Origin of the sequence: Acinetobacter sp. WCHAc060025 (genome assembly GCF_004209355.1) — a bacterium.
In the GTDB taxonomy this organism is placed as follows: domain Bacteria; phylum Pseudomonadota; class Gammaproteobacteria; order Pseudomonadales; family Moraxellaceae; genus Acinetobacter; species Acinetobacter wuhouensis.
Window position 1 is genome coordinate 1 of sequence record NZ_SGSX01000002.1, and the last position, 14998, is coordinate 14998.

A 14998-nucleotide genomic window follows, 5' to 3' on the forward strand; every position below is an offset into this window, starting at 1 on the left:
GTAACTACGTACTTGCGTCAAATACTGCAACAGACATAGCCGATATAATTAAAGCCCAAGCTACTGTGACAGCCAATGGTTTAAACACGGTTTACAACGGCAAAGACCAAACTGCATCTGGTTTTACAGCAAGTGGTTTAGTGAATGGTGAAACAGAAGCTGTACTGACAGGTGTAACCGCATCAGTAACAGGAAAAAATGCGGGCAACTATACCAATACAGCATCAGGCACAGACAAAAACTACGAGCTTAAATTTGTCGATGGTTCATTGAGTATTGCCAAAGCGAAGATTACTCAAGTGAATGGTATTACAGCCAATGATCGTGTCTACGATGCAACACGTGATGCAACACTTAATACCAATACAGCACAATTTGATGGCATGATTGCAGGCGATGAGCTGACTGTTGCAACAGCAACAGGACAATTCAACGATAAAAATGTTGGTACTGCTAAAAATGTTGTGATCAACAATATTAGTTTAAGTGGTGCAGATGTCCGTAATTATGAATTGGTAAATACAACTGCTCAAACGACTGCCAATATTAGCAAAGCCAATATCAATGCGATCACAGGTATTACTGCAAATAACCGTATTTACGATGGATTGACAGACGCAAGTCTAAATCTCGGCGATGCGCAATTTAATGGACTGTATGCAGGTGATCAACTGACGGTAGCAACTGCAACAGGGCAATTTGATAGTACTGCAATAGGGCAAGGCAAAACAGTTGCAATTACAGGTTTAAGCCTTAGTGGAACTGATGCTCAGAACTATAGCCTTGTAGATACTACAGCTTCAACTCAAGCAGATATTTATATGCTGACACCAGCAGCGTATCTACAAGCAATTCAATTCAAACGACCAAGTTATTTACCAAAAGCGAATAGTTCAAGAAATATAGCCGAAATCGAAGTACGCCAAGGCGGTGTAAACACATCAGGCATACAAACTTTGGTAGGGGAGCACTAAGACATGAAATATCAACACAAACTATTGGCAACAACAATCACATGTCTAATGTTTATTGCTACAACAGGGCAAGCTGCACCTGTACCTATGATCAATGCACCCAATGCAGGACAACTACTTCAACAACAGCAACAAGGGCAGACCTTAGAACCACAAACAGCGGTTGAAGTTGAAAGTGCAACAAATACTACAGCACCGAACAGCAGTGATGTACAAATCCCTGTACAAAAGATTGAAATCACAGGCAATAGTCGTTTTAGTTCTGAACAGCTACATCGTTTAGTTGCAGATGCAGAAGGAACACAGCTGAACTTAAATCAACTTTGGCAGGTGACGCAACGAATCACAGCCTATTATCAGCAACAAGGTTATGAGTACAGCCGTGCCTATTTACCACAACAAAATTTGAGCCAAGGTGTTGTACAAATCAATGTCCTTGAAGCGTATTACGACAAAACCCAAATCGACAATCAAAGTCGCACTCAAAACTGGTTGATTGAAAAAACCGTTGCACCACTTAAGCAAGGTGAACGCATTGATAGTAATGAAATGCAACAACAACTTAAATTGTTGAATCGTTTAAAAGGCGTGACGACACGAAATGTACTTGCACCTGGTGCAACCGTTGGCAGTAGCCAGCTCAATGTTGAAGTCAACAATTCATCCATGTTAGGTGGTTATATTGGCGCGGATAACTTTGGGAACAAATACACCAGTCGTGTTCGAGGCACAGCAGGGATCGCTGCTTATAACCTTGTAGGTTTAGGAGATGAACTTAGCTTAGACCTGATGACTGCAGGTGAGCGCATGAACTATGGACGTGTAGGCTATGCTTTCACATTTACAGGCATGGGGACTCGTGCAGGTGCAAGTTACTCATACCTAGATTATGAACTGGGTAAAGAACTCAAAGTACTTGGTGCAGAAGGTAGTGCGGCACAGACCAGTGTCTTTATCAGTCAGCCAGCTTTATTGACCAATAATGCGGAAGTTCTACTCACTCTGCAATATGATCACAAGCAGCTTGAAGATGACATTAAACTCAACCAATACTATAAACACCGCGATATTGATGTCGTTACAGCACGACTCGATGGTTCGCAGTTTGATCAATTCTTAGGTGGAGGCTTAACTCAATACGGTGCTTCAACCAGTTTTGGACACGTAAAATTTAAAAATGATGATGCATCAGCACTCGATGCGCAAACAGTCAAAACAGCAGGGGATTATTATACTGCCAGTTTAAATCTGTCACGTTTACAAAATCTGGGTAAAAATGGCACACAAGGCTATTTAGGAATTTATGGACAATACAGCCCATATAACCTAGACAGCGCGGAACAGTACTTAGGTGGAGGTCCATTTAACGTCCGTGGTTATGAGTCTAGTCAATTTGCAGGGTCTACAGGCTACTTAGCAACAGCTGAGTTACGCCAAAGCTTATTTGCAGATGCTAAGAATCAAATCACAGGAAAAGTCTTTGTGGATACCGCAGAAGTGACTTTAAATGCGAAAAAATGGGCAGGTGTGACAGGTGACAATCAAGTTCAGATCAGCAGTGCAGGTTTGGGCGTAAATTGGACAAATGCATGGAATATTCAAGCCAATGCAGAAGTTGCATTTCCAATCGGAAATACGCCAGAGCAAATGAAAGACCGAGATGATCATCAATATTGGATTAGTTTAAGAAAGACTTTCTAAGCCAGTGTGATCAAGCAAAGGCACTGTTAGGTTAAGGATAAAAGCTTGATCTAAATGATAATGATAAAAGTGTCAGTACCCCGTGGGAAGCTTCGGCTTCCCTTTTTTATTTTAAATATGTGTAGAAAAAATTATCAAGCACAGACATTATCCAAACAAGGCTTATTGATTCAAGTTTGAAAATTAATTTAAAACTAAGTTCTTATCATTCCGCTGATAATCAAATCAATAATAGAGTCACCATATTTCTTTAAACTCTCAGTATCCTCAGGATTTGCGAGGAAACGTAGTGCCCCATTCATAATCATACCCACAATGTTATGCCCTGTATTTTCGCAATCAAGGTTTTCTCGAAAGAATCCGAGTTCCACACCATGTTGTAAATAGTTAGCTGTTAATACACCTGCCATATGCATGATGCCTTGAACAAATTTGGTCATTTCAACATCAATCGAAGTGGCTTCTAACAATAACAATTTTAATGTTAAAGGATTATCTTCTGCAAAATGCCTTAATCGCTCAGAAATACGCTGACATTGTTCACGATATTCTTCAATATTATTCACGGCTTGAGGTGCATTTTCACCTGTCAGCAAAGCCATAATTTTTTGTAAAGTATCAGAAATGACATGCTGTAAAATATCGCGTTTATTTTCAAAATGGCGGTAGAAGGTCCCATGACCAACACCGACACGTTTGGCAATATCGGCAATTGCAGTCTGATGATAACCACGTTCAGAAAACTCAAGAAAAGCAGCTTCTAAAATATCCGCTTGTAATTGTAAGCGTTGACGTTCTGCGCGACTTAAATTTACTTTTTCATTCATAGGCAAAAAATACCAAATTAAATTTGAAACTGTCAAACAATGGAAATTGACAAGTCATTCCGTTTTTGACATTGTATTCCTATTGTTCATATTCTAAGCGATTTTTATCATGGATCAACACAAAAATAACAGTAAAGCGCATAATTTTTATAAAATCATCATTGTTGGTGGTGGATTCGCAGGTTTAGGCGCTGCGATTAAATTAAAAGAAGCGGGCATTGAAGATTTTATTCTTTTAGAAAAAGCTTCGGAAATGGGCGGGGTTTGGCGTGAAAACACTTATCCAGGTTGTGCATGCGATGTACCTTCTGCGTTGTATTCCTATTCTTTTGAGCAAAACCCATCATGGTCACGTGTATTCGCGCAACAAAAAGAAATTAAACAGTATTTATTCGATGTGGTCGATAAATATAAAGTCATGCCGCATGTGCATTTGAACCAAGAAGCTCTAGAAGCAAAATGGTCGGATGCAGAACAATGTTGGATCATTCAGACCAATCAAGGTGAATTAAGATCACAATTTGCAATTTTAGCTTGTGGTCCAATGCACGAGCCGGTATTACCCAATGTCAAAGGCATTGAAGACTTCAAAGGCGAAATTTTCCATTCATCACAATGGCGCCATGATCTTGATTTAATAGGCAAACGTGTTGCAGTGATTGGGACGGGTGCTTCTGCACTGCAATTCGTGCCACAGATTCAGCCTAAAGTACAACAACTCACCGTATTCCAACGTACCGCACAGTGGGTTCTACCAAAGTCTGATATGCCACTGCTTGCGCCTGTACGTGCCATGTTTAAGTTATTGCCAATGACGCAACAACTCATGCGAGGTTCAGTTTATGGAATTTTTGAAACCATTAATGGTGGTATTCAAAGTCCAGTAGCAATGAAACAATTCCAAAAACTCGCTAAATGGCATTTAAATTTTCATATTAAAGATCCTATCTTACGTGACAAATTGACACCGAACTTCATTATTGGCTGTAAACGTATTCTCCAATCAAACAACTGGTATCCTGCGCTTGCACAAAAAAATGTAGCGGTGATTGCCAGTGGATTAGCCGAAGTGAAAGGCAATACGTTGATTGCTTCAAATGGGGAAAATTGTGAAGTCGATGTGATTATTCTTGGAACAGGTTTTGAAATTGCAGAACCACCGATTGCCAATCGTGTTTATAACCGTTTTGGACAGAAAATGTCGGATGTATGGCAGGGTAGTCCAGAGGGTTATATGGGGACAATAGTTGAGAATTGCCCGAATGGTTTCTTGATGTTTGGCCCGAATGTGGCAGTTAGTTCTTCTGCTTTCATTATCATTGAAGCGCAACTTGATTATATTATGGATGCATTAAAGCAAGCGATTCATTTGGGTATTAAAACAATTGAACCTAATCCAAAAATTACCAAAGTGTTTAATGAAAAAGTTCAGGCAGCACTTCAATCAACTGTGTGGAATAAAGGTGGTTGTCAGAGTTACTTTATTGACCGTAATGGACGCAATAGTACGGTTTGGCCGTGGACGACATTTAAGCTGCGCGAAAAGATGAAGCATTTTGAGTTAAAAGAATACTTAATTGATTATTTGCCTGAATCTCAGACTCAGAAAAAGTCTGAACATGTCGTGTAAATCACGATTTGGCTATCTCAATTTAGATCTTGATAAAAGAATATTTTGATAAACAAATTTTTAAAAAAAGTAAAAGGAATGAGTGATGTTTAAAAAACAAAAATTAAAAGGCAAAGTGGTTGCGATTACAGGTGCTGCGCGTGGTATTGGTTTAGCAACGGCAGAAGCTTTGATTGCCCAAGGTGCTTTAGTCAGCATTGGTGATGTAGATCTTGAACTTGCTGAAAAAGAAGCAAAAAGAATCGGTGCGAAAGCATTTAGAGTGGATGTCCGTGATCGCGACTCATTTACTCAGTTTATTCAAAATACCATTCAACATTTCGGCAGTCTCTATGCTTTGGTGAATAATGCAGGGATTATGCCAATGGGAGCATTTTTGGATGAAGACCCAGCTTTGGCAGATGCACAAATTGATATTAATTTCCGTGGTGTGATTATCGGCATGCAGTTGGCATTGCCTGAATTGATCAAACAGGGTACAGGTCATATTGTCAATATTGCTTCGCTTGCAGGACGCTTTGCTTTACCTGGTTCAGCGGTCTATTCAGGAACAAAGTTTGCTGTAATTGGTTTAACTGAAGCTGTAGCAGGTGAGTTCCGTGACTCTAATATTCAATTCACCGCAATTTTACCGAGTAAAGTTTTAACGGAATTGACATCAGGCACGGATCAAGCATCTAAAACCATTCCTTCAGTCGCACCTCAACAAGTGGCAAATGCTGTTGTGAGTACTTTGATTAAGCCACGATTATTTATTGCCGTGCCTGATTTTTTACAAACAGTACATGGGGCTTATGGTTTGATGCCACAATGGATGCAAAAGGGTACACGCAAGATTTTAGGTGATGATGGTATTTTAACCAAACTTGATCATTCTGCACATTCAGGTTATGCAAGCCGAATTCATAAATTAACCAAATAATGAATGAACTAAACCATCGTTTCGTTTGGATTTTGAATTACCTTGATCAGCTCAGAGTGAACACTTCACTTTGAGCTTTTTTTACTTGCAAATATCTTTTTATCTTCTTGAACTAAGCATAATTTGAGTGGCTAATCCAAAGAAAACTGTGCCCATGAACCATTTTTGAAGTTTTAGCCATAAAGTATGGCGATTGAGAAACTGAGTAAATGAACTTGCTGTTAAAATAAATATTGAGTTTACAATTAAGCTGATGATGATTTGAACTAAGCCTAATGAAATGGTTTGTAGCAATACATAATTTTCATGAGGACGAATAAATTGGGGAAGGAGTGCCAAATACATCATGGCAATTTTGGGATTGAGTAAATTGGTCAGAAAACCCATTAACAATAGCTTAGAGTTTGAATAGCTTTGCACATTCACCATTTCAAAAGGAGAGTGTGGAGAGCGAATGGCTTTCCATCCTAGATAGATCAGGTAAAGTGCGCCTGCAATTTTTAATACATCATAGGCAAGCGGGATGGTCATCAGCAAGGCTGTGATTCCGAGAGCGGCACATAACATATAGAAAATAAAACCCAGTGCGGTTCCTGCTAAAGAAATAAAACCTGCTGTTTTACCTTGGCACAATGATCTTGATATGAGGTAAATCATATTTGGGCCAGGGGTGAGTGCCATGCCCAGAGAAATCATTGCAAAAGCCAGTACTGTTGTACTCATGGGTATTATACTTTCGAGATCAATTACTGCTTAACAGATGTTGTTGAATGCATTCTGCAAGTTTTACTTTGTCTTGAGGATGCAACGTAATGAAATATGCTCCGACTCGATATTGTTCATTTGCATCTAGTTCGCAATAGGCGATTTGTGCTGTCGCCGCAATATGGAAGAAATTTTCAGGATGACTTAATGTCACGTGTATAAAACTACCTTGTTTCAGTAATTGCGGATTATTAAAGCTAAAACCATTCTCCGAAAAATTCACATTTTGCGGGGTTGGTAACATGGTTTGTACAATTGAATCGTAAAGAGAACCCGTAATGAGGTTTAATTTTTGGTTGAATAAGGATAAGATTCGAGCAATTTGTTGATCTTTTTCATTTAATTGTTCTAATTCGTAGTGAAGTGCATGATCAAATTGATCTAATTCTGCAAGTAGTAGAAAATAGCGCGGTAATACAAAATTAGGATCGTATGGGTCGTTCAGCGCAACTTCTTCAGAAATGATTTGATAGTTGATTCTTAATGCAGCATCGATTCGTGACATCACACGACGTTCACTTGCTTCATTTTGTTGCTGTAACGCTTCCATAAAACACCTCGGACTAGAATGGTATGTTTAAACCAATCTCGCTGTATATAGGGTTGAGATACACTCGCGCACGGCGTAGTAATCACTTTATTTCTTTTATTGCTCTGGTTTCCATGATCGGTCTAACCTTAGGCGTTGCTGTACTCATTACAGTGCTTTCTGTTATGAATGGTTTCGACCGAGAGCTAAAGAACCGTGTCTTAGGTATGATACCTCAAGCTACTGTTTCTTCAACACAAATTTTAACAGACTGGCCAGTTCTTGCAAAGAAAATTGAACAACATGAGCATGTCACTGGCGTTGCTCCATTTACCCAGTTACAAGGCATGCTTACAGCGCAAGGTCAGGTTGCTGGAATCATGGTCACTGGGATTGAACCACAGTACGAAAAGAAAGTATCAATCGTTCAAAATCACATGGTTGAAGGTAGCATAGATCAACTCAAAAAAGGTGAATATGGCATTGTTTTAGGTAAACAAATGACAGACGCACTCGGATTGCGGTTGAATGACAATGTAACTTTGGTATTACCAGAAGCGACACCATCTCCAGCTGGAGTTGTCCCGCGTTTTAAACGATTTAAAATTGTGGGTATTTTCAGTATTGGTGCAGAAGTTGACTCTAGTTTGGGTTATATCGCACTCAATGATGCTTCAACTTTGCTACGCCTTCCAGATGGCGCACAGGGTGTACGCATGAAGTTGGATGATATTTTCCTTGCACCACAAATTTCAAATGAAATTGTCCGAGAATTACCAAGCAACTTTTATGCTTCGGATTGGACTTATACCCATGGGAATTTATTCAGTGCAATTCAAATGGAAAAGGCAATGGTAAGTCTTTTATTATTCCTGATTGTATTGGTTGCTGCATTTAATATTGTTTCTTCCTTGGTGATGGTCGTAACTGATAAAAAATCAGACATTGCGATTCTGAGAACTTTAGGTGCATCTCCAGCCACGATTACAAAAATCTTTATGGTACAAGGAACAGTGATTGGTGTAGTCGGAACTATTGCAGGGGCTGTATTGGGAATTATTTCAGCACTGGGCATTAGTAACTTTATCGGGTGGTTAAACTCAGCATTTGGATTACACCTATTCGATGCATATTTTATTAACTACCTACCTTCGTATTTAAGATGGCAAGATGTGGTCGTGATCGTTGGATTATCATTATTACTCAGTTTCTTAGCGACGATTTATCCTGCAATGCGTGCGGCAAAAATTCAACCTGCGGAGGCGCTTCGTTATGAATAGTGCTTTAGCCACCCCGATTGTTTTAGAAGCGCAAGGCGTATGTAAATCATTTACCGATGGTAAGTCGCATGTTGACGTGATCAAAGGTCTATCATTGCAAGTTCATCAGGGTGAGTTTGTATCGATCGTTGGTTCGAGTGGTTCGGGTAAAAGTACCTTATTGCACATCTTGGGTGGTTTAGATTTACCATCTCAGGGTATTGTCAATTTAAATGGTAAACGTTTTGATACCTTAGGTGAATCTGAACGTGGTTTCCTTCGCAATGAGCATTTAGGTTTTGTCTATCAATTCCATCATTTGTTGCCAGAGTTTACTGCGCTTGAAAATGTTGCAATGCCTTTGATGTTGCGTAAAGACGCTGAATTTAAGAAAGTCAAAGAGCGTGCAGAATATTTGCTTGATCGTGTCGGTTTGTCACATCGTTTGACCCATCAACCAGGTGAGTTATCTGGCGGTGAACGTCAACGTGTGGCTTTGGCACGTGCCTTAGTGACTCAGCCAAAACTCATGCTTGCAGATGAGCCAACAGGGAATCTAGACCGTAAAACAGCAAAATCTATTTTTGAATTGTTACGTGATTTACGAGATGAGTTCAATATGGCGATGTTGATCGTAACCCATGATGAGCAGTTGGCGAAATCTGCTGACCGCATTTTGCATATGCAAGATGGTGTTTGGGTCGATGAATAAAGTTAGTGTTTAAATTTAAAACATGAGTTTATAAAAACTGTATAATTAAACGGCTAAGTTCGATTGATTGAGCTTAGCCGTAAATTTTTATCAGAGCAAAATTCACTACAATTGATAAAAACAAATTTGATAACAATAAAACTGAATGATTTTCTATGTATATATATGTGCTTTTATTTGGATGGATATTTGGTATTTCATTCATGGGACATCAAATACCGCAAAATTTAAGTGTCTATATTTGCTTAAATGTCAGCTTAGTCAGTGCGCTTATACTGGGTAAGTATTTAAAGTTCAAGTATGCGCATGTATTTGCTTATAAGATGCTCTATGCCATTGCATTGGGTTTAAGCAGTTATTTACTTGGCATGTACTATGGGGATAGTGCATTAGAAAAACGCTTAAGTTTACGAGAGGTTGCGCAAAAACACACTGAACAAATTATCTATATTTCACATATCAATAAGATCAAAGATAAAACTTCAGAAAGTAATCAGGTAAATTCACAGCGATTTGGGCAAAAAAATTCAAAAAACCAGCAATCAATACAAAACTCTATTCAACAGCGAGTCACCGTATTAACAGCGCAACAACCGATTCAAGTCATGATGTATGTCAATCCATCTCAGTTGGAGGCCATTCAGCTTGGACAATATTATCGTGTTTCTGGGAAAATAAAGCTTATTCATGGTTTTGCTGTGGAAGGGGTATTTGATAAAGAAAAATGGCTTATTCAAGAGAATATTTCGGGGCAATTAAAAGCGCAATCATTTGAAGCTTTGGATGAAAATCAGGTACAGCAGTTGGGCTATGGGGCTTTTGTCCGCCAACAACATGGACTATTGAATAAAATCCAACTGGAAATTGAATCATTAAGATTGAATTTTAGAACGATGATTTTGAATTCATCATTACAAAATAAGGGTTTGTTGTTGGCATTACTTACAGGTGATGAAAGTCTACTTTCTAATCAAACACAAGATTTTTTTAAGAAATTGGGGATCTCGCATTTATTGGCGATTTCGGGACCGCATGTTCTAATTTTTGCAGTTATTTTTTGTTTTATTTTCAATAAAATTATCCAAAATATTTATCCACGTTTATTCTTAAAAATACCAAGACCTTATTTACTGGTTTTTCCTTTTTGGGCATGTGTGATTTTTTATACTGCTTTTGTTGGTTTTGAAATACCTGCTGTACGTACCCTGATTACTGTTTCAATTTTAAGTGTGATTATTTTACTGAAACAGAAAATCCAAGCTTTAAAACATTTATTGCTGACAGCCAGTGTTTTATTACTCATTGATCCATTTAGCATTCTTTCAGCCGCATTTTGGTTGTCCTTTGGCGCATGTTTTATTTTGATTCGGGTCTATCAAACCATTCAACAGCAGTCGAATGAAGCTGTACAAACATGGCAAGTAAAATCGAAACTCTTTTTACGGGTATTATTTGATTCGCAGTGGAAAACCTTTCTTGCACTATTACCTTTGGTTTTGTTTATTTTCCAGCAGTTTTCATGGATTACGCCATTCAGTAATCTCATCACGATCCCGATGATTGGCACTTTAATTGTTCCAATTGAAGTATTTGCAGCATGTGTAAGTATGTTGTATGAGCCTTTGGGCATATTGATATTTAAAATGGCTGATGGGCTATTATCCATTTTATTGTTTTTACTTGAAAAATTAGATCAATTATTTGCATTTCAATTGAATTGGTGGGCTTTTAATACTTTAGAAATCGTGTGTATCGCATTTGCGGTACTTATTCTATTTCTTCCTAGAGGAGTGTTACCCAAGTTTTGGGCAGTAATATGTTTAGTACCGTTATTTTTACCTCAAAAAAATACTTCAATTTTTCAATTAAACATCATTGATGTTGGGCAGGGACAGGCTATATTTTTGAAATTGCCAGATCATAAGATGATGATAGATGTTGGAGGTTCTTTTGATGAGTCGCAGTTCAGTATAGGTAAAAATGTTATTATTCCATATTTGATGCGACAAGGTATTGATCAACTTGATCAGGTCATATTAACCCATTTAGATCAAGATCATAGTGGTGCTTTTTCTGAGGTTGAAAAAGTACTCAAAATTAAAGAAGTATATTCTAATGAAAAAGATGCTCGATTTGAGCATGCCAACTTTGAGTATTGTCATCAAGGCCAACACTGGCAACATGATCAAGTCAAAATTACCGTGCTTTCACCATCTGAAAACTTGTTAAGCCAAGCACCATTTCATCAGAATGAACTTTCATGTGTGGTCTATATTCAAATACCGCAATCAAAATCATATCAAAACTTTCTTTTGATGGGGGATGCTGGTTGGGAAACTGAATTTAACCTATTACAACAATATCCAGATTTAAAAGTTGATGTATTGGTCTTGGGACATCATGGCAGTCACAATAGTTCTTCATATGCATTTTTGAAACAACTAAAACCAAAACTCGCTATTGCTTCAGTGGGTTACGCAAATCGTTATGGACATCCACATCCATTGGTATTGAAGCGATTAGAAGTACTTAAAATTCCATTTAAAACAACCATTGAGCAAGGTTCGATTCAATTTGATTTAAATACTAAGGGAGTGATGACAGAAAGTGATTTTCGTTCAACGCGTAAATGGTTAATCTTCAATAAGGGAGCTATTGCGGACTGAATGAATCAATGCTGTCGCATCTTGCTTAGGTATATCATAGATTTTTTTCAATTCAGGATTAGCTTTAAAGCGTTTATAACTCCAGTGATAATGTACAGGATATTTTCGAATCAGCTTCTCTTGAGTATTGAAAATAAGACGCGTACCTTGATTGGCGTCAACTTGGTAAATTTGTTCATCGATTGGTTCAATAAACATATCAAAACCATCATTATCATTTCGAATTGCATAAAGAAATAACGCTTTGGCTTTGGTTTTTTGAATGAGTTTAGCGCTGAGATTACTTGAAGATAGTGGAATACCAAAATACTTAATCAGCTCACTTTCATGGTGTGGCGAATGATCAGGTAAAATCACAGTGGTTCCACCGCGTTTCAAGGCTTTAAAAATTTGACGTACGCCAGATTCATCAGTCGGAACAAGTGTAGCATTTTCACGGCTACGTGCAGTGCGGACAAATTGATCTGCACCTGCATCTTTGATCGGTTCATACATGATGGTCATTTGTGTATATTGGGCGAACCATGCATTCATGACTTCCCATGTTCCAAAATGAGGAACGATTAAAACTAAGCCTTTACCTGCTTGGATAGCATCGTGAAAAAGTTGTTCACCTTGAATATTGTGAATGCGTGCAATATTTTTTTCATTCGATCCTCCCCAGATAGAGAAAAACTCCATATAGGATTGCAATTCATTTCGAATGGCTTGTTCAGTAATTTTTTCTCGTCTTTTCTGATCCATGTCAGGAAAACAGATTTCAATATTTAGACGTATAATTTCCGATGTTTTAGTGACTTGTAATAAATTAACTAATCCAGCCAAAAAACGCGCAATAAAACGCGCAATTGGAATAGGAAGTCGACTACAAAAATTAAGTAGTCGTGTGGTTATTGTCTTTTGATTATCAGTCATCTGGGGCAAAAAATTAACGCTGAGGTGGAATTGTGTAGTGATTTGGCAAAATATTATAAGTTAAATCGTGATGATTAAATAGATTCAGTGTATATAATGCGGTATGAATAATTAATTTGGATGGTATAAATGTCCGATTGGCCACCGAAACCTCAAAATGACAAGGCAAATTTAAATTCCCCTCAAGGTGAACAACCAACAGGGCAAGAATGGAAAATTCTAGAAAAAGCTGTATTGGCTTCAGTGGAAGAGCAACGACGTAGTCGTCGTTGGGGAATTTTCTTTAAAATTTTGACAGCATTATATGTTTTTTTTGTGATTTTCTTTATGCAAAAAAGCTGCTCAATGGCGACCAATAGTGAGTCACCTAGTGTTGGTGATTCGCACTTAGGTGTTGTGAATATTGTAGGGACAATTGATTCTAGTAATCAGGGTGTGAATAGTACAGATACGATTAAGTCTTTGAAAAAAGCTTTTGAAGCAAAATCTGCCAAAGCAGTGGTATTGAATGTCAATTCACCAGGCGGTTCACCAGTCCAGTCTGATGATATTTGGCAAGAAATTCAATACCTCAAAAAACAGAACCCTGAAAAGAAAGTGTATGCGGTGATTGGAGATATGGGTGCATCAGGTGCTTACTATATCGCATCAGCAGCAGATGAGATTTGGGTGAATCCATCGAGTCTTGTGGGGTCGATTGGGGTGATTATGCCGAATTATGGTGTGAGTGGTTTAGCTCAAAAATTGGGTGTTGAAGACCGAACCATGACATCAGGTAGCAATAAAGACATTCTCAGTATGACTAAGCCTGTTAATCCTGAGCAACGTGCGCATATCCAAGCCTTACTTGATAATGTACATGGTCACTTTATCACTGCTGTTAAAGAAGGTCGTGGTACTAAACTTAAGTCACAAGATCCTGCAATTTTCTCTGGTTTATTCTGGACAGGGGAACAAGCGATTAAACTCGGTATCGCGGATAAAACAGGAAATATTGAAAGTTTAAAACGCGAGCTTAAAGTGAAGAAAACTGTAAATTATACAGTTGAACGTGGACCGTTTGATTCAGTCTTAGGGCGTTTAGGTTCTGAAATGGGGCATGGTCTTGGTGAGGCAATGAGCCAAAAACTCGGTATGAACCAAGATGTAAAAATGCAGTAATTTACTTGAAAATACTACGTTATTAAAATATAAGGCAGTATAGAACAGGGAAGTAATATTTAAACATATTACTTCTTTTTAAATGGAAGCAGTAAAGTAAGTAAAGAAATAGGATTCCATGGATACGATAGAACAATCAAAAACATTGATCCATTTTGGTCATGCCAATGGATTACCTGCTCAGGTTTATACGAAATTATTTGATTTATTGGCAGATGATTATCATGTGATCTATCCATCATGCTCATTAGGGACATCTCCTGAGTTTCCTGTCGATAAAGATTGGTCAAATTTAGCAGATCAAATCATTCAAAGTATTGAACAACAAGCCAATGGACATCAGGTGATTGGAATAGGGCATTCTTTGGGTGCAGTGTCTACATTGTTGGCAAGTTTTAAGCGACCTGATTTATTTAAGCAAGTGATTTTATTAGACCCACCTTTAATCATGGGGTTCGCTTCTTTTGCATTTGACATTGCAAAACGCTTTTTCCCAAAAAAAGTTGATCAAATGACACCTGCTAAACTCAGTTTAAAGCGCCGAGATCATTGGGAAAGTCGTCAGCAAGCTTTTGATTTGTTGCATTCTAAAAAATTATATCAAGCTTTTGATCCAGCCTGTTTTCAAGCCTATATTGATTATGGGCTAGTCGAAGATGTTGTGAATGGTGGTGTAACTTTAACCATTCCTAAAGCCATAGAAGTCGAAATTTTTAGAAGTGGTCCATCTTATTGGTGGTTGCCACATAAAAAACCTGAAATGCCTGTTCATATGATTGCAGGAAGTGAAAGCCCATTTTTAAAGCAGAAATTTCCTCAGATCGCAAAAAAGAAGTTGGGCATACCATATACAGTATTTAACGGTGGGCACATGTTCCCTTTAGAACATCCTGTTGAAATTGTTGCTCTAATTCAGGATTTAATTAAAAAAATATAA

General features: G+C 38.1%; 13 protein-coding genes. 9 read left to right on the forward strand and 4 right to left on the reverse strand.

Annotated elements, in window-relative coordinates; translation table 11 throughout:
* The coding region (locus tag EXE09_RS01605) for a YDG domain-containing protein (RefSeq protein WP_228257130.1) at positions 1–974 on the forward strand (974 nt) is incomplete at its 5' end.
* 3 nt (positions 975–977) lie between these two features.
* On the forward strand, positions 978–2675 hold the full coding sequence (locus EXE09_RS01610; protein ID WP_130116112.1) for a ShlB/FhaC/HecB family hemolysin secretion/activation protein: 1698 nt from the start codon (positions 978–980) through the stop codon (positions 2673–2675).
* A 194-nt stretch (positions 2676–2869) separates the two neighbouring features.
* On the opposite strand, the gene EXE09_RS01615 is transcribed toward EXE09_RS01610, so the two are convergent.
* On the reverse strand, positions 2870–3502 hold the full coding sequence (locus EXE09_RS01615; RefSeq protein WP_130116113.1) for a TetR/AcrR family transcriptional regulator: 633 nt from the start codon (positions 3500–3502) through the stop codon (positions 2870–2872).
* 109 nt (positions 3503–3611) lie between these two features.
* Between EXE09_RS01615 and EXE09_RS01620 the strand changes: the two genes are divergently transcribed.
* Positions 3612–5132 (forward strand): flavin-containing monooxygenase, encoded by a 1521-nt coding sequence (locus tag EXE09_RS01620; RefSeq protein ID WP_130116114.1) that lies wholly within the window; start codon positions 3612–3614, stop codon positions 5130–5132.
* A gap of 85 nt (positions 5133–5217) precedes the next feature.
* Positions 5218–6054 carry an SDR family oxidoreductase gene (locus EXE09_RS01625; protein ID WP_130116115.1) on the forward strand — a complete coding sequence of 279 codons (837 nt, stop codon included), beginning with the start codon at positions 5218–5220 and terminating at the stop codon, positions 6052–6054.
* A gap of 99 nt (positions 6055–6153) precedes the next feature.
* On the opposite strand, the gene EXE09_RS01630 is transcribed toward EXE09_RS01625, so the two are convergent.
* A complete protein-coding gene (locus tag EXE09_RS01630) occupies positions 6154–6777 on the reverse strand; it encodes a LysE family translocator (RefSeq protein WP_130116116.1) in 624 nt (207 codons plus the stop codon).
* Between the two features lie 19 nt (positions 6778–6796).
* Complete coding sequence (locus tag EXE09_RS01635; RefSeq protein WP_068972763.1) at positions 6797–7369, reverse strand: PilZ domain-containing protein; 573 nt, start codon at positions 7367–7369, stop codon at positions 6797–6799.
* 23 nt (positions 7370–7392) lie between these two features.
* On the opposite strand from EXE09_RS01635, the gene EXE09_RS01640 reads away from it, so the two are divergent.
* The 3 genes from EXE09_RS01640 to EXE09_RS01650 all read left to right on the forward strand — a co-directional run bounded on the left by EXE09_RS01640 (position 7393) and on the right by EXE09_RS01650 (position 11985).
* A complete protein-coding gene (locus EXE09_RS01640; RefSeq protein ID WP_130116117.1) occupies positions 7393–8628 on the forward strand; it encodes a lipoprotein-releasing ABC transporter permease subunit in 1236 nt (411 codons plus the stop codon).
* Positions 8621–9319, forward strand: coding sequence for a lipoprotein-releasing ABC transporter ATP-binding protein LolD (gene lolD, locus EXE09_RS01645; protein WP_068972765.1), 699 nt, complete (start codon positions 8621–8623; stop codon positions 9317–9319). The genes EXE09_RS01640 and lolD overlap by 8 nt, the downstream gene beginning before the upstream one ends.
* A 203-nt stretch (positions 9320–9522) precedes the next feature.
* Entirely contained in the window at positions 9523–11985 is a 2463-nt protein-coding gene (locus EXE09_RS01650) for a DNA internalization-related competence protein ComEC/Rec2 (RefSeq protein ID WP_228257131.1), read from the forward strand.
* On the opposite strand, the gene EXE09_RS01655 is transcribed toward EXE09_RS01650, so the two are convergent.
* Positions 11953–12900 carry a lysophospholipid acyltransferase family protein gene (locus tag EXE09_RS01655; RefSeq protein WP_130116119.1) on the reverse strand — a complete coding sequence of 316 codons (948 nt, stop codon included), beginning with the start codon at positions 12898–12900 and terminating at the stop codon, positions 11953–11955. The genes EXE09_RS01650 and EXE09_RS01655 overlap by 33 nt on opposite strands.
* Before the next feature lie 129 nt (positions 12901–13029).
* On the opposite strand from EXE09_RS01655, the gene sppA reads away from it, so the two are divergent.
* Positions 13030–14061 (forward strand): signal peptide peptidase SppA, encoded by a 1032-nt coding sequence (sppA, locus tag EXE09_RS01660; protein WP_130116120.1) that lies wholly within the window; start codon positions 13030–13032, stop codon positions 14059–14061.
* Positions 14062–14179: 118 nt separating this feature from the next.
* The gene (locus EXE09_RS01665; RefSeq protein ID WP_130116121.1) at positions 14180–14998 is read left to right on the forward strand and encodes an alpha/beta fold hydrolase; all 819 of its coding nucleotides are present in this window, start codon (positions 14180–14182) and stop codon (positions 14996–14998) included.

Excerpts from the sequence above, each read along its gene's own strand:
- EXE09_RS01610 (WP_130116112.1), top strand. The coding sequence starts at position 978 with ATGAAATATCAACACAAACTATTGGCAACAACAATCACATGTCTAATG.
- EXE09_RS01615 (WP_130116113.1), bottom strand. The coding sequence starts at position 3,502 with ATGAATGAAAAAGTAAATTTAAGTCGCGCAGAACGTCAACGCTTACAA.
- EXE09_RS01620 (WP_130116114.1), top strand. The coding sequence starts at position 3,612 with ATGGATCAACACAAAAATAACAGTAAAGCGCATAATTTTTATAAAATC.
- EXE09_RS01625 (WP_130116115.1), top strand. The coding sequence starts at position 5,218 with ATGTTTAAAAAACAAAAATTAAAAGGCAAAGTGGTTGCGATTACAGGT.
- EXE09_RS01630 (WP_130116116.1), bottom strand. The coding sequence starts at position 6,777 with ATGAGTACAACAGTACTGGCTTTTGCAATGATTTCTCTGGGCATGGCA.
- EXE09_RS01635 (WP_068972763.1), bottom strand. The coding sequence starts at position 7,369 with ATGGAAGCGTTACAGCAACAAAATGAAGCAAGTGAACGTCGTGTGATG.
- EXE09_RS01640 (WP_130116117.1), top strand. The coding sequence starts at position 7,393 with ATGTTTAAACCAATCTCGCTGTATATAGGGTTGAGATACACTCGCGCA.
- lolD (WP_068972765.1), top strand. The coding sequence starts at position 8,621 with ATGAATAGTGCTTTAGCCACCCCGATTGTTTTAGAAGCGCAAGGCGTA.
- EXE09_RS01650 (WP_228257131.1), top strand. The coding sequence starts at position 9,523 with ATGGGACATCAAATACCGCAAAATTTAAGTGTCTATATTTGCTTAAAT.
- EXE09_RS01655 (WP_130116119.1), bottom strand. The coding sequence starts at position 12,900 with ATGACTGATAATCAAAAGACAATAACCACACGACTACTTAATTTTTGT.
- sppA (WP_130116120.1), top strand. The coding sequence starts at position 13,030 with ATGTCCGATTGGCCACCGAAACCTCAAAATGACAAGGCAAATTTAAAT.
- EXE09_RS01665 (WP_130116121.1), top strand. The coding sequence starts at position 14,180 with ATGGATACGATAGAACAATCAAAAACATTGATCCATTTTGGTCATGCC.